Origin of the sequence: Corynebacterium sp. CCUG 70398, assembly GCF_024454055.1 — a bacterium.
Classification (GTDB): Bacteria; Actinomycetota; Actinomycetes; order Mycobacteriales; family Mycobacteriaceae; genus Corynebacterium; species Corynebacterium genitalium.
Window position 1 is genome coordinate 169,398 of record NZ_JAGPYZ010000003.1, and the last position, 19,131, is coordinate 188,528.

18 protein-coding genes are annotated in these 19,131 nt (G+C 63.2%); 16 read left to right on the forward strand and 2 right to left on the reverse strand.

Going from position 1 to position 19,131, the window contains the following annotated elements; all coding sequences use genetic code 11:
* Positions 1-32: 32 nt before the first annotated feature.
* Positions 33-1,712: a signal recognition particle-docking protein FtsY gene (gene ftsY, locus KBX07_RS05380; protein ID WP_005289669.1), complete on the forward strand. Its 1,680-nt coding sequence runs from the start codon at positions 33-35 to the stop codon at positions 1,710-1,712.
* 76 nt (positions 1,713-1,788) lie between these two features.
* Entirely contained in the window at positions 1,789-3,513 is a 1,725-nt protein-coding gene (ffh, locus tag KBX07_RS05385) for a signal recognition particle protein (RefSeq protein ID WP_256023324.1), read from the forward strand.
* 124 nt (positions 3,514-3,637) lie between these two features.
* Here ffh and KBX07_RS05390 read toward each other — a convergent pair whose 3' ends face one another.
* Positions 3,638-5,977, reverse strand: coding sequence for an acyltransferase family protein (locus KBX07_RS05390; RefSeq protein WP_256023325.1), 2,340 nt, complete (start codon positions 5,975-5,977; stop codon positions 3,638-3,640).
* 274 nt (positions 5,978-6,251) lie between these two features.
* Between KBX07_RS05390 and rpsP the strand changes: the two genes are divergently transcribed.
* The 12 genes from rpsP to KBX07_RS05450 all read left to right on the forward strand — a co-directional run bounded on the left by rpsP (position 6,252) and on the right by KBX07_RS05450 (position 16,060).
* Positions 6,252-6,776 (forward strand): 30S ribosomal protein S16, encoded by a 525-nt coding sequence (gene rpsP / locus KBX07_RS05395; RefSeq protein WP_255995845.1) that lies wholly within the window; start codon positions 6,252-6,254, stop codon positions 6,774-6,776.
* Between the two features lie 82 nt (positions 6,777-6,858).
* On the forward strand, positions 6,859-7,368 hold the full coding sequence (rimM, locus tag KBX07_RS05400) for a ribosome maturation factor RimM (RefSeq protein ID WP_256023327.1): 510 nt from the start codon (positions 6,859-6,861) through the stop codon (positions 7,366-7,368).
* Between the two features lie 2 nt (positions 7,369-7,370).
* Complete coding sequence (trmD, locus tag KBX07_RS05405) at positions 7,371-8,576, forward strand: tRNA (guanosine(37)-N1)-methyltransferase TrmD (protein ID WP_256023328.1); 1,206 nt, start codon at positions 7,371-7,373, stop codon at positions 8,574-8,576.
* Between the two features lie 117 nt (positions 8,577-8,693).
* The gene (gene rplS / locus KBX07_RS05410; RefSeq protein ID WP_005289675.1) at positions 8,694-9,041 is read left to right on the forward strand and encodes a 50S ribosomal protein L19; all 348 of its coding nucleotides are present in this window, start codon (positions 8,694-8,696) and stop codon (positions 9,039-9,041) included.
* Positions 9,042-9,260: 219 nt separating this feature from the next.
* Entirely contained in the window at positions 9,261-9,962 is a 702-nt protein-coding gene (gene lepB / locus KBX07_RS05415; RefSeq protein ID WP_083770353.1) for a signal peptidase I, read from the forward strand.
* A 1-nt stretch (position 9,963) separates the two neighbouring features.
* Entirely contained in the window at positions 9,964-10,611 is a 648-nt protein-coding gene (locus KBX07_RS05420) for a ribonuclease HII (protein ID WP_256023330.1), read from the forward strand.
* Positions 10,608-10,913, forward strand: a complete 306-nt coding sequence (locus KBX07_RS05425) for a DUF2469 domain-containing protein (protein WP_005289678.1) — start codon at positions 10,608-10,610, stop codon at positions 10,911-10,913. The genes KBX07_RS05420 and KBX07_RS05425 overlap by 4 nt, the downstream gene beginning before the upstream one ends.
* Before the next feature lie 179 nt (positions 10,914-11,092).
* The gene (locus KBX07_RS05430) at positions 11,093-11,470 is read left to right on the forward strand and encodes a YraN family protein (RefSeq protein WP_255998310.1); all 378 of its coding nucleotides are present in this window, start codon (positions 11,093-11,095) and stop codon (positions 11,468-11,470) included.
* On the forward strand, positions 11,457-12,989 hold the full coding sequence (locus KBX07_RS05435; RefSeq protein ID WP_256023331.1) for a YifB family Mg chelatase-like AAA ATPase: 1,533 nt from the start codon (positions 11,457-11,459) through the stop codon (positions 12,987-12,989). Before KBX07_RS05430 ends, KBX07_RS05435 begins: the two co-directional genes overlap by 14 nt.
* Positions 12,986-14,182 carry a DNA-processing protein DprA gene (locus KBX07_RS05440; RefSeq protein ID WP_256023333.1) on the forward strand — a complete coding sequence of 399 codons (1,197 nt, stop codon included), beginning with the start codon at positions 12,986-12,988 and terminating at the stop codon, positions 14,180-14,182. Before KBX07_RS05435 ends, KBX07_RS05440 begins: the two co-directional genes overlap by 4 nt.
* A 271-nt stretch (positions 14,183-14,453) precedes the next feature.
* Positions 14,454-15,080 (forward strand): LysE family translocator, encoded by a 627-nt coding sequence (locus tag KBX07_RS05445; RefSeq protein ID WP_040423620.1) that lies wholly within the window; start codon positions 14,454-14,456, stop codon positions 15,078-15,080.
* A 95-nt stretch (positions 15,081-15,175) separates the two neighbouring features.
* Positions 15,176-16,060 carry a tyrosine recombinase XerC gene (locus KBX07_RS05450; RefSeq protein WP_256023334.1) on the forward strand — a complete coding sequence of 295 codons (885 nt, stop codon included), beginning with the start codon at positions 15,176-15,178 and terminating at the stop codon, positions 16,058-16,060.
* On the opposite strand, the gene KBX07_RS05455 is transcribed toward KBX07_RS05450, so the two are convergent.
* Positions 16,023-16,568: a M23 family metallopeptidase gene (locus tag KBX07_RS05455; RefSeq protein WP_256023336.1), complete on the reverse strand. Its 546-nt coding sequence runs from the start codon at positions 16,566-16,568 to the stop codon at positions 16,023-16,025. The genes KBX07_RS05450 and KBX07_RS05455 overlap by 38 nt on opposite strands.
* 387 nt (positions 16,569-16,955) lie before the next feature.
* Here KBX07_RS05455 and rpsB point away from each other — a divergent pair, with 387 nt between their 5' ends.
* On the forward strand, positions 16,956-17,936 hold the full coding sequence (gene rpsB, locus KBX07_RS05460) for a 30S ribosomal protein S2 (protein WP_256023337.1): 981 nt from the start codon (positions 16,956-16,958) through the stop codon (positions 17,934-17,936).
* Between the two features lie 192 nt (positions 17,937-18,128).
* A complete protein-coding gene (gene tsf / locus KBX07_RS05465; RefSeq protein WP_256023339.1) occupies positions 18,129-18,947 on the forward strand; it encodes a translation elongation factor Ts in 819 nt (272 codons plus the stop codon).
* Positions 18,948-19,131: the final 184 nt, after the last annotated feature.

The following is a 19,131-nucleotide window of genomic DNA, read 5'->3' on the forward strand; positions in this document are numbered from 1 at the left end:
TGCCGCCCCGCTCGCTGTGATCTGGTGGCACTATGGGGGCCATGATGAATTCAACCGTTCTGTGGATCATTGTCGCCGTCATCGTGGTGCTTCTCATCATCGTGGGCATCATCGTGGTGGTGGGCAACAACCGCAAGAAGTCCAAGACCGTCTCCTTTGACAAGGCGGAGCCGGAGGAGCCGAAGGAACTCACCCAGCAGGAGAAGTCCGGTAACTACCAGGCTAAAGGCGGTTTCAACTTCGCCCCGGCGGGTGCTGCGACCGCGGAGAAAGAGCCCGTGCGTGTCGACGAGCCCTTGAACACGCCGACACCCGCCGAGCCTGAGCCGGCAGCTGCTGCGGCCAGCGCTGAGCCTGATGCTGTGGTGGATGTTGACGGTGATCCGGTCGTCGACGACGACATCGTCGAGGTCGACGAGCCTGTCGAGGTCGAGGAGCCGGTTGAGGAAGAGCCGGTTGAGGACGAACTGCTTGATGACGCACCGGCCGAGGCTGTTGATCCGGACGGTTTGAGCGTGGGTAAGCCACTCGGGGCGATGTCCGCCAATCCGGAAGCTGGTGCGGCTGATGATGCAGCTGAGGATGCCGTGTCTGCCCAGGTGCACGACGACGCAGCCGATGTTGCCGAGCCGGCTGCCCCAGTCAACCAGACCCCGGAGGAGGAAGCAGAAGAAGCGGCTGAAATCGCCCGCACCACTGCGGATGTGGCTGAGGAAGCCCGTGCGCAGACCCCGGTGCCCGAAGGCGAACCTGCCCCTCAGCAGCAGCCACTGGATGACATTGCCCCGGCTGCTGGCCGCATCGGCCGTTTGCGCGGTCGCCTGTCCCGCTCCCAGAACGCCATCGGTCAGGGCCTGCTGGGCATTCTCACCGCCGGTGATTTGGACGAGGACGCGTGGGAAGAGATCGAAGACACCCTCATCATGGCAGACCTCGGTGCAGAGCTGACCATGAAGGTGACGGAGAATCTGCGCGCGAAGATCGCTGAGCGCGGTGTGGCCTCTGAGGAAGAAGCTCGCGCCATGCTGCGGGAGACCCTCATCGAGGCAGGCCGTCCCGAGCTGGACCGCTCCATCAAAGCGATGCCGAATGAGGGCAAGCCCGCCGTCATTCTGGTCGTGGGTGTGAACGGCACCGGCAAGACCACTACGACGGGCAAGCTTGCCCGCGTGCTCATCTCCATGGGCCACCGCGTTGTGCTGGGCGCGGCTGATACCTTCCGTGCTGCAGCCGCCGACCAGCTTGAGACTTGGGGTCGCCGTGTCGGTGCGTCCACGGTCCGTGGTGCTGAGGGTGCTGACCCCGCCGCAGTTGCTTTCGACGCGGTGAAGACCGGCGTCGAGGAGCAGGCTGACGTGGTCATCGTCGACACCGCTGGGCGCCTGCACACCTCGACCGGCCTGATGGATCAGTTGGGCAAGGTCAAGCGCGTCGTCGAGAAGAAGTCTCAGGTCGATGAAGTTCTGCTCGTCCTCGACGCGACAGTGGGGCAGAACGGCCTGACTCAAGCCCGCGTGTTCAAGGACGTTGTGGAGATCACCGGTGTGGTACTGACCAAACTCGACGGCACAGCCAAGGGCGGCATCGTCTTCCAGGTGCAGGAAGAGCTTGGCGTGCCGGTCAAGCTCGTCGGCCTCGGCGAGGGCGCGGACGATCTCGCACCGTTCGAGGTGGAGGGCTTTGTCGACGCGCTGCTGGGCACGTCGAAATAGCAATGTGATTTAGGTGGTGGGTAGCAGCTAGGCTGTACCCACCACTTTTTTCATTTGCTACGAGGGAGCTTTTTTCGTGTTCGAGTCATTGTCAGACCGCTTGCAAACAGCGCTGAAAGGTCTGCGGGGCAAGGGCAAACTCACGGAAGAGGACATTAACGCCACCGCCCGTGAGATCCGCATCGCGCTGCTTGAAGCCGATGTCTCCCTGACCGTCGTCCGCGCCTTCATCAAGCGGGTCAAGGAGCGCGCGCTCGGTGCCGACGTGTCTGAGGCGCTCAACCCGGCGCAGCAAGTGATCAAGATCGTCGACGAGGAACTGACCAACATCCTCGGCGGTGAGACGCGCCGCCTGAACCTGGCGAAGAACCCGCCGACTGTGATTATGCTGGCCGGTCTGCAAGGTGCCGGTAAGACCACCTTGGCCGGCAAGCTCGCACTGCACCTGAAGAAGCAAGGGCACGCCCCCATGCTTGTGGCCTGCGACCTGCAGCGCCCTGGTGCTGTCCAGCAGCTGCAGATCGTCGGCGAGCGCGCCGGGGTGCGTACTTTCGCGCCGGACCCGGGTACCTCGCTGGATTCCGCAGAACACGAAATGGGCACCTCTCACGGCGATCCGGTTTCCGTGGCCCAGGCGAGTATCGACGAAGCCCGCCGCACGAACGCGGATGTGGTCATCATCGATACCGCCGGCCGGTTGGGTATTGATGAAACCCTGATGACCCAGGCCCGCAATATCCGCAACGCGGTCAACCCGGACGAAGTCCTCTTCGTCATCGATGCCATGATCGGCCAGGACGCGGTGACCACCGCGCAAGCCTTCGCTGACGGTGTGGACTTCACCGGTGTCGTGTTGACCAAGCTCGATGGTGACGCCCGCGGTGGTGCAGCGCTGTCGATTCGTGAGGTGACGGGCAAGCCGATCCTGTTTGCGTCGACAGGCGAAAAGCTCGAAGACTTCGATGTCTTCCACCCGGACCGCATGTCCAGCCGCATCCTCGGCATGGGTGACCTGCTCTCCCTGATCGAGCAGGCAGAGACCATGATGGACCAGCAGAAGGCGGAAGAAGCCGCCATGAAGCTGGGGTCCGGCGAACTGACGCTGGAGGACTTCCTGGATCAGCTGCTGATGATCCGCCGCATGGGGCCGATCGGCAACCTGCTGAAAATGATGCCCGGCGGCAAGCAAATGAACGACATGGCTGACATGGTCGACGAGAAGCAGCTCGACCGCATCCAGGCCATCATCCGCGGTATGACCCCGCAGGAGCGTGAGGACCCGAAGATCCTCAACGCTTCCAGGCGCAAGCGGATTGCTAACGGTTCCGGAGTCACTGTCGCTGACGTCAACCAGCTGGTGGAGCGCTTCTTCGAGGCGAAGAAGATGATGAGCAAGATGGCTAACCAGTTCGGCATGTCCGGAATGCCCGGCATGCCGGGGATGCCTGGCATGGGCGGCGGCCGGTCCGCGACGAAGAAGCAGCCGAAGGGCCGCAAGAACAAGAAGGGCAAGCGCAAGCCGCCGAAGAAGCAGAACGGGCCGAAGATGCCGCCAATGGGCGGAGCGCCCGGTGCCCCGGCAGCCCCCGCCGGTCCTGGTGGAATGCCGGGGATGCCCGGGATGGACGGCCTCGATCCGGCTGAGCTGAAGAAGATTCAGGAGCAGCTGCCTCCCGGCATGGACGGGCTGGACCTGGGCAACCTGAACAACATGGACATGAACGAGATGATGAAGCGCATGGGCGGCATGCCCGGCATGGGCGGTGGCTTCCCGGGCTTCGGGGGGAAGAGAAAGAAGTAAGGTCCGAGAGTTACTCGGACCCGGAATACTGCTCGAGCTTATAAGCCGATCTGCATGTTTCTCACCAGGGCTTTCACGTGAGCAGTATTGCGGAAAACCCCGAGTAGTATTCCGGTGTCGCGCGTTAGTTGAAGATCAATTTGCCCGGTTCTCCCAGCGCGGGGTTGTTCGGGTCCGCGGGTGCGTAGGGTCCGTTGGGGTGAGCCTCGCCGGTAGGGTCCCCGTCGTCGGTGGCAGGGTCAGCATTCTCCGGTGCAGGCGGCGTGGTCGGGCTGCTTTCGCCGGTGGCTTCAGTGGCATCGGTGGCATCGGTGGCATCGGTGCCGCCGTTGTGCGGAATCTCCAGGGCGTCGAAGATCTCTCTGAGCTTCTCCCACACCAGCGGGGTGGTGGTTCGCGCGTAGGCGTTGGAGATGTGGTTCTGATCGCGGTAGACGTAAAGGTTGCCGATGATCGGCGGGCACAGCGTGTCGTCGCAGAACCAGTCGGACGTATCCAGGGACCACTGCTGGTTCTCCGGGAAGAGGAACGCCTCGCCCGGGTCTTCGTATCCGTAGACGGTTTCGCGGACGGTCGAGCAGGCTTCCATGGAGTTGCCGGCAACGAGGCACTCGTTGGGGTCCATGTGCTCGCCCTCGCGGCTGAATACCCACGGGTTGTCGCGAATGCCCAGGAAGGGGATGTCGTTCAGGCGGAGAGTGTCCCACACGTTTGCGTAGGCGGCTGGAACGAGGTCAGGGCCGACACTGCCTTCGCCGGCGCGGCCGGCCGGCCGGGTCGAGGTGGACACCGCCAGGTCCGGGTCGAGGTCGATGATCTTTTGGAAGGCTTGCTGGGACCACTCGGCACACACTTCAGACACAGTGTCCAGATCATCGAGGACTAGCGGGCACTCTTGACGCATGTACGGTACGACCTTGAACCCGTGCTCGCGCCCGAGGATGTCGAGGGGGATGACCCAGGGCTCCGAGTGGGAGCCGCCGAAAAGAACCACGGTGGTGTCGGCTTCGGCGTCGCCGTAAACGCAATGCTCGCCAGGCATCATGTCGGCTGGCTGGTCCATCCAGATCAAGCAGCCGTCATCAACGGTCGGCGGGAACATGTCAGCGATCAAGGTGGGGTCCGGTTCTGCTTGGGCCTCCGGTACATCGGCGCCGAAACGCGCCATCACGCCCGGGTAGGTGGCCGCGTCCAGGACTCCTTCAGCGTTGTCCACTTGGCGGGCAAAGACCGGCTGAATCGCCAGCAAACCTGCCAACAGTAGTGCGATGACAGCGCCGCCGGCGGCGCGGAGGCGGCCAGGAAGCGTCGTCAAGCTTGCTTTGGCGCGTTGAACGGGCTTGTCCGTCGTCTTAGGGCGCTTGGCGTGCTGGCGCAACGGGTCTTCGACCAAGCTGTAGGTCAGGTGCGCGAGCGCGAGCGACAGGCCGATGACGAGGATGCCCAAAGCGATCGACGGCGTGTCGCGTTCCGATCTCACCGTAAACAGAATGAGCAGCGGCCAGTGCCACAAGTAGAGGGAGTAGGCCACCTTGCCCAACCACTTCATCGGGGAGGACGCCAGTACGCGGGCGACAGCGTGATCCGGCCCGGCCACGACGACCAGCGCTGCACCCAGCAGCGGGAGCAGCGCGGCGGGGCCGGGGAATGCCAGCGAGGTGGAGATGACAAAGCCGGTGATCGTGATCATCACTAGGCCGAGACCCGCTGCGAACGAGCGGAGGCGTGCCGGGATGACGTCGGCGAAGGGAATCATGGCCAGCAGTGCACCGAAGCTCAGCTCCCACAGGCGGGAGGGGAAGGCGTAGTAGTTCTCCGGCGTGCCGACGAGCCCGTGCCGCGACGCGTAGGCAAAGGACGCGATCGTGACCAGTGAGAGCACGACAATGGCGCCGCGGCGCAGTCGCTTAACACCGATATGTGCGCGGGTAGCCAACAGCGCCACGATGATGCCGGCCGCGATGGCGAAGAGGTAGAACTGCCCCTGCACACTCATAGACCACAGGTGCTGCAGCGGGGATGTCTCCGAACCCGCGGCGGCATAGGCGGCGTCCTGCGCAGCGAGCTCGTAGTTCTGGTAGTACAACACGGACGCGGTGAACTGCTGAGTCAGCTCTAGGCTGAGCAACTCCGGCGTGAGATACTTGATCCCCAGGTAGGTCGCGGATAGCACCACCGCCAGCGCTGGCAGAAGACGCCGTGCGGTGCGCCACAACGGCCACCAAGGGTTGAGCGACGGGTTCGGGCGGACTGCATAGCGCAGCTGCGCACCCATGAAGAAATAACCGGACAGCAGCAGGAAGACATCCACACCGCCGGAAACGCGCCCGACGAAGACGTGGAAGACTACGACTAAGGCGATGGCAAACCCGCGCAGGCCGTCAAGGTCGTTGCGGTACGTCAGCCTAGGCAAGGGGGCTTGCCCCTGCTCGCGTGGCTTCTGTGTGCTTACCGTGGTAGTCATGCAATCTTGTCCGGCGTGTCTCGCTCGTATGTTTTGTTGATCCCCGCAGACCTTACCGCGCTTTCCCTGTAAACCTCATAACCCACGCCTCTTTTGGTGTATAGGCCAGCAGCGGGTAGGGTGATTCGAGCTGCGTAAGCGCCGACCCCGGTAGTGCCAGTACAGCACACAACCGGCCGGCCAGTCACACGCAGGGAAATCTAAGGGTTGAACCGGTCCGCCAATAAGTGGCGGATGTCTGCACTGCCCAGTGACCGTAAGGAAGTACTTAAACATGGCTGTCAAGATCAAGCTGCAGCGCGTGGGCAAGATCCGCAATGCCCAGTACCGTGTTGTCGTTGCCGATGCCCGCACCCGCCGCGATGGTCAGGTCATCGAGAACATCGGTATCTACCACCCGAAAGAAGAGCCGTCGCTCATCCGCATCGATTCCGAGCGTGCACAGTACTGGCTCGGCGTCGGCGCACAGCCGACGGAGCCGGTTGCGGCTCTGCTCAAGGTGACCGGCGACTGGCAGAAGCACAAGGGCCTCGACGGTGCAGAGGGCACCCTCAAGGTTGCTGATGAGAAGCCGTCCAAGCTCGACCTGTTCAACCAGGCTCTTGAGGAAGCTGCTGGCGGCCCGACCGCTGAGGCCATCACCGAGAAGCGCAAGAAGGCTAAGGAAGAGGCAGAGGCTAAGGCTGCTGCTGAGGCTGCCGCTGAAGCTGAGGCTGCAGAGGCAGCTGAGGCTGAGGCTGAGTCCGATGACGCTGCTGAGGACGCACCGGCTGAAGAGGCTGAGGCCGAAGAGAACTAGTCGCCATCCCGCGAACCTCTCTGGGCTAGGACCTGGGGAGGTTTTCTCATGCCCGGAAGGAGATCGCGGTAGCCTGAGCTGCATGGAAATCAGGATTGGCAGGGTAGTGAAATCTCATGGTGTCCGCGGTGAGGTGGTTGTGGAGCCACTCGCGGACGACGAGGACATTCATTTCGCTCAAGGCGAGGTGCTCCACGGCCGACAGGCCGGCAAGGAGCGAGACCTGACCGTCACATCGGTGCGTCCGCATCAGAAGCGCCTGCTGGTCACGTTCGAGGAGGTTGCGGACCGCACTGCCGCAGAATCTCTGCGCGGCATGCAGTTCTTCGCCGAGCCGCTCGAGCGCGACGAGGACTCCGACGAGTACTACGACCACGAGCTCATCGGCCTGAAAGTGCTCCTTGACCATGCCGGAGGCACGCACATCGGCGATATCACCGGCGTGATGACCATGCCCAACCGCAAACTCCTCGAAGTGGACTATCAGGGCAAGGAGGCGCTCATCCCGTTCGTGATGGACATCGTGCCGGAGATCGACCTGGATGAGGGCTACCTGGTGATTACTCCGCCGGAGGGTCTGTTGGAGCTGTGAGCATGAGACTGGACATCATCACGATCTTCCCCGAGTACCTCGACCCGCTGCGCCACGCGCTGTTGGGCAAAGCGATCGAGCAGGGGATCCTCTCCGTCGGCGTGCACAATCTGCGCGACTGGGCCACCGGCAACCACAAAGCGGTGGACGATTCGCCGCTCGGTGGCGGCCCCGGCATGGTGATGCTCCCGGAAGTGTGGGGCCAAGCGCTCGATCACGTGGCGCAGCTTCCGCTTATCGACGGCAGCGCCCCCCAACTCCACTCCGCGACCCCGCACCGCAACGACAAAGCGCGCCATGACGACGTCGCCGCTGTGGCGCCGCGGCCGTACCAGGAAGAGAGGGACTGCCGGGCGGGCGAGGATCCAGAAGCGCCCTTGCTGCTCGTACCCACGCCCGCCGGGGTGCCGTTCACCCAGGCGGATGCACGGGCGTGGTCGCGCGAAGAGCACATTGTTATCGCCTGCGGGCGCTATGAAGGCATTGACCAACGTGTGTTCATGGACGCCGCGCAGCGCTACCGGGTGCGGGAGGTCTCCATCGGCGACTACGTGCTCATCGGTGGGGAAGTGGCGGCATTGGTCATCGCCGAGGCCGTGACGCGACTCATTCCCGGCGTGCTGGGCAACACCGAGAGCCACGAGGAGGACAGCTTCTCTGACGGCCTACTCGAGGGACCGTCCTACACTAAGCCGCGTCAGTGGCGGGGACTCTCGGCACCGGAGGTGCTGGTATCGGGAGACCACGGCAAGATCGCCCGGTGGCGCCGTGATGAGGCTTTGCGCAGGACGCAGCAGGTGCGGCCGGAACTCGTCGATAAGCTGCGCGCAGAAGGTGGGCTGGATGGAGATGACCTATTCACGCTCGATGCGCGGGATGTCTCCACCGACATCGCGGTGATCATGAATGCGGTCGCGTGGGAAAAGTCCCAGGGCAAAGTGGCGAAGAAGCTGCGCCGGGCGGGATTCATGGATGCCGCCGTGACAGTGGAGCTGCAGGATCAGATGTGTGTGGTGGACAATGCCGTCGTCACGCAATATTTGCAGGCTGAAGACGGCCCGCTGCTCGATCCGGTGTACCGCGTTGTTGTGGAGGGCCGCACGGCGCTGCCGCTGAAGGACGCGACTCAGGCCGTGGTCAACGCACTTCCCGGTGTCCAGTACTGGTACGGAACGACGACGGAGAAAACCGCACGGCGATTTGGGTGAACCCCTGGTGGTGTGCTTGAATATTCGGGTCATGTAGCCGACACGAACCAGCCGAGCGCCTTGCATAGGGAAGAGCCGCTAGGGTCCTCTGTCCAAATCTGAAAAGGAACATTCGTTATGTCTAACGGCATTATCGACAAGGTCGACGCAGGCCAGCTGCGCGATGACATCCCCGACTTCCGTCCCGGTGACACCCTGGGTGTCCACGTGAAGGTTATTGAGGGCAACGTTACCCGTACCCAGCTCTTCGAGGGCTTCGTGGTCCGCCGCCAGGGTTCTGGTATCCGCGAGACCTTCACTGTCCGCAAGATCTCCTTCGGCATCGGTGTGGAGCGTACCTTCCCGGTTCACTCCCCGAACATCGACCACATCGAGGTTGTCCGCCGCGGCCGTGTCCGCCGCGCGAAGCTGTACTACATGCGCGATTTGCGCGGTAAGGCAGCGCGCATCAAGGAGCGCCGCTAAGCTCCTGCCGTGCGAAACGCCCTCACCTGGTGGTGGGGGCGTTTGGATTTCCTGGTGCTAAGGTGATTGCCCGTGACCCACAACCCTGATCCCCGGTCTTCCCGCCGAACCGCCCCGTGGCCCGAACTTCCGCAGCAGTCCGGTAGTCCTGTGACGGCGCGGTACCAGCCCCGCCCTTCTGGTGAGCCGAAGAAGGCACCGAAGGACGACAAGGCCACGATGCCGTGGTACGTGGAGATCCCCATGGTGGTCGTGCTGACGCTGGGATTGATCTTCCTGCTCCAGACGTTTGTGGGACGCGTTTACCTGATTCCGTCGGCGTCGATGGAACCGACGCTGCACGGCTGTGAGGGCTGCAACGGTGACCGCATCTTCGTAGAGAAGGTCTCCTATTACTTCTCCGACCCGGAGCCGGGCGACATTGTGGTCTTCGAGGGCACTGACTCCTGGAACACCAATTACGTGTCTAACCGCTCGGACAACCCGATTGTGGCTGGGCTGCAGCAGCTCGGTTCGTACGTGGGCTTGGTCGCCCCCGACGAGAACGATTTGGTCAAGCGCATTGTCGCAACCGGTGGCCAGACCGTGTCGTGCCAGGCGGGAGACCCTGCCGTGATGGTTGACGACGAGCCGATTGACCAGTCCTACATTCTTCAGCCCCACGCGAACCCGATCATCGGTGATGAGGCTTCAGAGGCCTGCGGTGGAAGCTTCTTCGGGCCGCTGACAGTGCCGGACGATCATGTCTTCGTCATGGGCGATAACCGCACGAACTCGCTCGACTCCCGAGCTCACATGGGCGACCAGTTCCAGGGAACGATTCCAGAGGAGAACATCCGCGGCAAAGTCTCCTTCATCATTCTGCCGCTGACGCGCATTGGGTCTGTGAACAACCAGGACATTCAGCCGCAGCAGCAGTAGCGTGAGGCGACTCAAGCAGCTGCGCACGTATGAAGTCGCGCTGAGCAAAGCGGGCTTGGGGCCTGTCGCAGGTATCGACGAAGCCGGCCGCGGCGCATGCTTCGGCCCTGTCACTATCGCCGCGTGCGTACTGCCCGACAAGCCCATTCCACCGCTCGACGGTCTGACGGATTCCAAGAAGCTCACGCCTGCCAAAAGAGCAGTGCTTTACGACGCCATCCTTACCTCCTCGGATGCCCACTGCGTCGTGCATATCCCTGCCGCGGAGGTGGATCGGCGCGGGATCCAGAACGCCAACCTTGACGGCGCGCGCCTGGCTATCGCAGGTCTTGGACTGAGGCCGGGCTTCACGCTTGTCGACGCATTCCGCGTCCCGGGCCTTACCATGCCCCAGTTGCCGATCATCGGAGGGGACTACACCGCCCGCTGTATCGCCGCGGCGAGCGTGCTGGCGAAAGTCAGCCGCGACCGGCTCATCACGAAGATGGCGGAGACTTTCCCTGACTACGGCTTGGAGAGCCATAAGGGCTACGGCACGGCGGCGCACATGGATGCGGTGCGCCGTCACGGTGCGAGCGCGGAGCATCGCTACACTTATGCCAACGTTGCAGCTGCCCACGAGATGTACATGAGGAGCCGGACACAATGAGTGCTGAGGAACTGGACAACTACGAAGCAGAGGTGGAGCTGTCCCTCTACCGCGAGTACCGCGACGTGGTCAGCCAGTTCTCCTACGTGGTCGAGACAGACCGCCGCTTCTACCTGGCCAACGCCGTGGAGCTGATCCCGCACACCGAGGGCAAGGATGTCTACTACGAGGTCCGCATGTCAGACGCGTGGGTCTGGGACATGTACCGTGCGGTCCGTTTCGTCCGCTACGTCCGCGTGATTACCTACAAGGACGTCAACATCGAGGAGCTGGATAAGCCGGAGATGGTCATTCCTGAGTGACCCCTTTTCTAGCTCTGGCCGCTAATAGGACCTGTGGATAACGGTGGTTATCCACAGGTTTTGTCGTTCTCGGATGTTTCTCTCCCCCTGACGGAACCGATCGAGGTTCTCCGGTAGTCCAACGAAGTAGATCGTTTCAGCACGACTCTTCACACAGGTTCTGGACAACAGGGGGATACATGACTGCGGGCATCACGCCACGCGACCAGTACATGCTGGGAGCACTGGGGGAGACAGAGGTAGCCACCCGCTACGAACAAGCGGGGTACATCATCGTGGCGCGCAACTACCGCTGTCGCGATGGGGAGATAGACATTATCGCCATGGCCACAGACGGCACGACTGTGTTCGTGGAGGTGAAAACGCGCCGGGGCACGAACTTCGGCGGCGCTGAATCCGTGACCGCACGCAAGCTTGCGCGCATGCGCAAAGCCGCGGTGCACTGGCTCAGAGATAAACCGTTCAGGCAGGTGCGGTTCGACGTTGTCGAAGTGCTTTTCGACGGTCACGACTGCCACACCCGCCTCTACCAAGGAGTCGACGATGGCTCTTGCTAGCACCTACTCCGCCACGGTCGAAGGCGTGACGGCGCATTCGGTCACCGTGGAGGCCAACGTCGGTCCCGGCTTGCCGGGGATGCACATTGTCGGCCTCGGTGACAAAGCTGTCGGGGAGTCCCGGGACCGGATCCGCACCGCGGTGGCCAACTCGGGCTTGCCGTGGCCGCGGACGAAGATCATGGTCTCGCTCTCACCGGCCAACTTGCCGAAAGCCGGCTCACAATTCGATCTCCCTATCGCGCTGGCCGTTTTGGCCAGCATGGATCCGGTTATCGAGCGTCGCCTCAAGGGCTGCCTGGTAGTCGGCGAACTGGGGTTGAGTGGCCAGCTCAGGCGTGTCGACGGCATTTTGCAGATCATCCTCGATGCCCTCCACAGCGACCCGCTCCGAACCATCGAGCACATCGTCATTCCCGCCGGTAACGCTCAAGAAGCGGCATTGGTTGGCCACCCCAGTGTGCGGATTGCGCAGAGTCTCACCGAAGCGTGGCAATGGCTCGCGGGGGAGCGGGAACTGCCCGGCTTGGAGAAGGTCGACCACGTCGTGCGTTCGGTCCCGGTTGCCGATTTCCGGGATGTCGTCGGGCAAGAGCAAGAGCGCCGCGCTTTCGAGATCGCTGCCGCCGGGGCGCACCACATTCTCATGATCGGCGCACCGGGTTCGGGCAAATCCATGCTGGCCGAGCGGTTGCCGTCCATCCTGCCCGAGCTTTCGTCACAGCAAGTCGTCGAGGCCACCGCGATTCATTCCATTTCCGGGGAGTCGAGTGGTGAGGTGATAGGGCAAGCTCCCTTTGTGGCGCCGCATCCGTCGTTAAGCAAGGCGGCGCTGATTGGTGGTGGTTCCGGGATTCCGCGACCGGGTGCCGTGAGCCACGCGCATCATGGCGTGCTGTTTCTCGACGAAGTCAGCGAGATCCCTGCCGACACCCTCGACGGGCTGCGCGTGCCGCTGGAAAAGGGGGAAGTTCGGCTTACCCGGGCGCGCCGGGAGGTGGTGTACCCGGCGAACTTTCAGCTGGTCATGGCGGCGAATCCATGTCGTTGCGGGGTGGACGTGCCGGAGAAGTGCACCTGCCGGCCGATGGAACGTGTTAACTATCTGCGCAATGTGTCGGGCCCGCTGCGTGATCGCGTCGATATCTCGCTCAGGACGTCTTCGGTCGGGGCGGTGGTGGGCAGGGCCGACAACGAACCGTCGGAAGCGATCGCGCAGCGAGTGTTGGCGGCGCGTGACCGGGCCAAGCACCGGTGGGAGAAAGCAGGCGTGCGCGCGGCAACCAATTCGCGCGTTGCGGGGGCGACATTGCGGCGGCACTTTCCGGCGGATGACGCCGGCATGGCGGTGATTGAGGGTGCCTTGGCGAATGGCGACATCACGCAGCGGGGAGTCGACCGGATCCTGCGTCTGTCGTGGACCATCGCCGATCTCGCGGGCGCGGAGCGGCCGAGCCTGGAGCACGTTTTCGATGCGCTGGAACTGCGCGCATCCAAGGAGAGGGGAGTACTGGTATGAGTGCATCGAAACTTGAGTCGTGGGCATATTTGAACCGGGTCGTGGAGGGGCCCAACCGCCACTTGCTCGCGCACTTGGGTGCCGGGCGCGATGCCGACGAGCTTGCCCGCGGCATCCGCACCCGTGCGAGTTGGCTGGGGGAGCTGGGTCCCGCGACAGAATCGCGCTACACCTGGGACCGTCCCGCCGAAGACCTGGAGGAGGCCGCGCAGCACGGATACTCGTTGATCACCCCGGAGGATCCGGAGTGGCCCGCCGATGAGATCGCAGCGTCATTCGGCAGCGCGTTGAGCAAGCAGGAGCGGGGCCTGGGCCCGGCTGCCGACGAAGAGCCCCTCCCGCCTGAGGGGTACCCACCGCACTCCTTGTGGGCGCGGGGCAATACGAACCTGGCGCAGTTGTTCGCGCAGTCGGTGGGGATCGTCGGCACGCGAGCGGCGAGCGCCTACGGCCACCACGCAACCGCGGATTTGTGTACCGGTCTTGCGCGGCATAGGTACACGATCGTGTCCGGCGGGGCACTGGGTATTGACACCGTCGCCCACGAGACCGCCTTGAACAACCAGGCGTTGACCGTTGTTGTGGCCGCGTGCGGGCCGGGGCAGATCTACCCGAAGCGCAACGGCAAACTGTTTGACCGGATCGCGGCTGAGGGCGGTGCCATTGTCACCGAGTACCCGCCGGGAATGACTCCGGACCGGCACCGATTCCTGACTCGAAACCGGCTCGTGGCGGCGTTGACTCAAGGGTCGATCGTCGTCGAGGCTGCGTTCCGGTCGGGCGCGTTGAACACGCTGAAATGGGTGAAGACGTACAACCGCATTCCGCTCGCTGTGCCGGGGCCGATCCTGGGGCCGGGCTCGCTGGGAACGAATCTGGCCATCAGAAACGACAGGGCTGACATGGTGCTCAGTGCCGACGATGCGCACCAGCAGCTCGGCGCGATCGGCTCCACTGATGCCGATGGACAGTTGGAGATCGACTTCGAGGCAGACGCGATCCAGAAGCTCTCCCGCAACGAGCTGCGCGTCTACGACTCGCTGCCAGTGGCCGGAGCGGGCGGAATCGACGCCGAGGCCGTTGCCCAGGCGAGCGGGTTCACACTCGCCCTCACCGTCCACCTACTGATGGACCTGCACAAAAAAGGGCTCGTGGTCAGGAAAGAGCAGATGTGGGAAAGGAGCGAGAACTAGACGGCGGCGCGGCACTTTCGCGTGTGAAGCGCCGCGCTGGCTGCTGCGCTTTCGTGCCGTCCACGCGTCAAGTAACACCTGCAACAGCAGTAACATCTGAACTGGGTGTTTGTAGAGGCGATTTCAACGGCACGAAAATGCAAAAAAGCTTATGGGTTTCCATTGTTAGCCGAGCTGGGGTGCAGCGCAGGACCGGATGTTGGGCTGGCGATGATTTACCGGGTCTGAAACTTTTGGCTGCCGGGCAGCGTCGTTCTGGCATAATTCCGGTGTGCTTTCACTTGCTGCACTATTCGGATTCGGTCTCGCGGTGGCGCCGCTCGTGGTCACGCCGGGTGCGAGCTTCACTTTGGTCAGTGCCCGCGGTCTGGCAGGGGATCGTCGCGGAGCTCGGGCGGTCATTGCGGGCACTGCCCTGGGAATTCTCACGCACGGTCTCTTTGCTGGTGTCGGGCTCGCAGCGGTGGTGATGCGTTCCGCTGAGGCTTATCAAATACTGCGCCTAGTCGGCGCGGTGTACCTCGTAGCGCTTGGCTCGCTCTTGGTAGTCCGAGCTGCTCGCGGGCAAGGATCCAGCACGGCCGTTGTTCGTCCTCCAGCAAAAAACGCAGCGAAAGAAATTGGGCGTGCGTACCTCGCTAATGTGCTGAACGTAAAAGCGGCTACCGTGTATCTCACGTTGGCTCCGCAGTTTGTGCCCGTCCAATCTGTCGGGGTGGGATCGATGGTCACTCTCGCCTTCGTGCATGTCTTAGTGATGGCCGCGTGGTTAGGGCTCTGGTCGACTGGTTTGGTGGCCATGTCAGCTCGATTCAACATCGCCACATGGAAAAGGCGGATTGATCTGGCCGGCGGGGCGGTCCTGGTCTTCTTGGGTGTTCGCTCAGCAAGGCCGTGAACCTGAATCGGGGCATGCGCGGATGTTCCGGAAAGCGGAATCGGCAGTCTTATACTTCCACTGAAGATGAGAAGTAGAGTTCCGGAGGTTGGGCGATGGCGCAGTTAGAAGAGGCCATCGATGACTTCGCTGATCACGCGCTGCTCGTCAAAGGCTGCTCCGAGGCGACAGTCAAGGGCTACCGCAGCGACCTGCGCACCTTGGCCGAGGTTGCTCCGACCTTCGACGATTTCACCCTCATCGCCCTACGCGGGTGGCTCGCCGACGCGATGCGGCAGGGCCTTGCGCGCTCCACAATGGCGCGGCGTACCGCCGCAGCGCGAAGCTTTTCGACGTGGGCGTACGAGCGCGGCTACCTCGACTCCGATGTCGCAGCGCGGCTGGTGACTCCCCAGATCAACCGTCACCTGCCCGACGTGGTGACTCCGTCGCGGGCGGGCGAGCTCGTCGAGGCGGAAATCAATCCTGACTCCGACGGACCAGAAGCCGCACGTGACCGGGCCATGCTTGAGTTGATGTACGCGACAGGCATGCGCGTGGCGGAGCTGACGGGACTCGATGTGGATGATGTCGATACCAAGCAAGGGCTTGCCCGCGTCACCGGAAAAGGCAACAAACAGCGGGTTGTGCCGTTTGGGGAGCGTGCCACGGCAGCCATCGAGGAGTGGAAGACCCGCCGCACCGAACTCGTGGGGGAGAAGAGCGGGCACGCGCTGTTCCTCGGCTCCCGGGGCGGGAGGATTGACCAGCGGCAAGTGCGGCGCGTGGTGGAACGCGCCGCGCAGCGCACCGGTGACACGGATCTGAGCCCCCACGCCCTGCGGCACAGTGCGGCAACGCACATGCTCGAAGGCGGGGCGGACCTGCGTGTGGTGCAGGAGTTGCTCGGGCACTCGTCGCTGCAGACGACGCAGATCTACACGCACGTCTCCGCGCAGCGGCTCAAGAACGTGTACGACCAGGCGCACCCGCGGGCGTGACACGCTGACCGGTGACGGGTTTGAGCCGGATCGGCGGGGCGTCGAGCAGGCTCAGCGGGTTGATATAGGAGTCTTTGCCGGTGCGCGCACCCCAATGGAGGCCCGCATGGCCCGCCATGGGGTGGGCCATTCTTCCGATCGGCTGGCCTTCACGGACGTGGTCGCCAACCTTCACTGTGGCGTGGACAGGCTGATAGGTGGTGCGGATGCCGTCTGGGTGGTCGACGGAGACCGTCGGCATGCCGACGACAAGACCGGTGAAAGCGACCACTCCCTCCCCGGCCGCGAGGATGTCTTGGCCGGTGCGGGCAGCTAGGTCGACGCCGCGGTGGCCGGGCAGCCAATTCTTCTCCGGGATGTCGGCGCTGCGGGTAACGCCTGTGGCGTGCGGGGTACCTGTTGTCGGGTCGACATAGGCGGCGGCTGGGGTGGCAGCGGAGATGCCCGTCACAAGCGTCGTGAGCATCACAAGCGCGGCTAACAAGGGTGAAACGGAGCGGGTGTTCATGGGGTTCAGTGTGGCGGGGATGGTGGGAGGATGCGTCGCTAAGCGAAATGCCCTGTGGAAAACGCCGGCTTATCCACAATCCCGGTTCGTCCGCGCGCCGTGAATTGGCGCATACGCTGGAACGATGTAGACTCAACTACTAGCAGTGTGCCCTGCGGGGTGTGCTGACTACGCGCGATGAAAATGCCTGGTAAGGCCCTTGCGTCAAGGGCCTTGCGCAACACAGGTGCTGCTACCCGCAACGGTCCCACGAACATGAGCACACGGGCGGTTCCCTGCCCGGTGAAAATTTTTGAGGGCGTGGGTGCGGCTCGTCGCTAGGGTGCGGGCAAAACCCGCACAACAGACAAGTAACCGAACACGATTAACTCCCAAGGAGACATTCCCATGGCAGTCGTAACCATGCGTGAACTCCTCGACGCCGGTGTGCACTTCGGCCACCAGACGCGTCGTTGGAACCCGAAGATGCGTCGTTTCATCTTCACCGACCGCAACGGCATCTACATCATCGACCTGCAGCAGACGCTGACCTACATCGACGAGGCATACGAGTTTGTCAAGGAGACCGTCGCACACGGCGGCACCATCCTCTTCGTCGGCACCAAGAAGCAGGCTCAGGAGCCTGTCCAGAAAGAAGCTGACCGTGTGGGCATGCCGTACGTCAACCACCGCTGGCTCGGTGGCATGCTGACCAACTTCCAGACCGTGTCCAAGCGCCTCGCCCGCATGAAGGAGCTGCAGGCCATGGACGCTGCCGAGGACGGTTACGCTGGCCGCGGCAAGAAGGAAATCCTCATGCTCAACCGCGAGCGCACCAAGCTCGAGCGCGTGCTGGGCGGCATTTCCGACATGACCAAGACCCCGTCCGCACTGTGGATCGTGGACACCAACAAGGAGCACATCGCTGTCGCCGAGGCAGAGAAGCTGCGCATCCCTGTTGTCGCCATCCTGGACACCAACTGCGACCCGGACACCGTCGACTACCCGATCCCGGGCAACGACGACGCGATCCGCTCCGTCAAGCTGCTCACCCACATCGTGGGCGAGGCTGTTGTTGCTGGTAAGCAGCAGCGCGAGGAGCGCCAGCTGGCAAAGGCTCGCGAGGCTGCTGGTGACGCTCCGGCAGCTGGCACCACCCAGGACGCCGGCATCGCCGAGGTTCAGGCTGAGGCTCCGGCAAACGCTTCTGGCGAGAACGTTGCTGAGGCTGTCGCAGACGTGGAGGCCACCGAGACCGCTGCGCCGCAGGGCACCCCGGCAACCCCGGCCGCTCAGGAGGCAGACGCTGCTTCCGCTCCGGCGCAGGAGGCTGCAGCTGAGGCTGTGGAGAACGTCGACAACCCGAACAACGACGTCGACCCGGTCTAAAACACGTGACATCGCGAATGTGACCCCCGCGCCCGCAGTGCGCCCTGTGAGCATAAAACGCCACGAAGGGTGCGGGACGCGGGGGTTTGTCGTGGTGTAAGACAGCTCCGGCAAACTCCGCGCGAGTCCACTACGCTGTCTAGCGAACTACATAAAGAACGAAGATCCAATAACGAGGAGGCTCGCCCCACTATGGCGAACTACACCGCTGCAGACGTGAAGAAGCTGCGCGAAACCACCGGTTCCGGCATGCTCGACTGCAAGAAGGCCCTGGAAGAGGCCGGCGGAGACTTTGACAAGGCCGTTGAGATCCTGCGCGTCAAGGGCGCAAAGGACGTGGGCAAGCGCGCTGAGCGCAACGCCCTGGAGGGCTTGGTCGCCGTCGCCGGCAATACCATCGTTGAGATCAACTCTGAGACCGACTTCGTTGCCAAGAACGAGGAGTTCAAGCAGACCGCCGACCAGATTGCCCAGGCCGCGGCCGCTGTGAAGGCGAACACCCCGGAGGAGCTGGCCAACGCTGACGTCAACGGTCAGCCGGCTACCGAGGTGCTGCAGAACCTGTCCGCGAAGATCGGCGAGAAGCTGGAGCTGCGCCGCGCCGCCACCATCGAGGGCGACAACGTGGAGGTCTACCTGCACCAGAAGGCTGCCGACCTGCCGCCGGCAGTGGGCGTGCTCGTCGCCTACACCGGTGACAGCGCTGAGGCTGCTCACCAGGTTGCTCTGCAGATCGCCGCTATGAAGGCCCGCTACCTGGACAAGGACTCCGTCCCGGCTGATGTCGTGGAGAAGGAGCGCGCGGTCCAGGAGGAGATCACCCGCAACGAGGGCAAGCCGGAAGCTGCCATCGAGAAGATCGTCGAAGGCCGCTTGGGTGGCTTCTTCAAGGATGTTGCTTTGCTCGAGCAGCCGTCCCTGGCTGACTCCAAGAAGACTGTCCGTCAGTTCGCTGAGGAGTCCGGCATCACTGTGACTGACTTCATCCGTTTCGAGGTTGGCCAGCAGTAAGCTCACGCTTTCCGCGGACCCCGGTATCGTCGCTTGTCGACGGCACCGGGGTCTTGCTTTTGCAGCCTCCAGTGCGAGTAGACTGGGTCGGCGGAATAGCCCGCCCCCTGTCGAACCCCGTCGAAGGAGCTTTCGGTGACCGACCCGATCAACGAAGATCACGTCCAGTCTCGCCGCGGATACA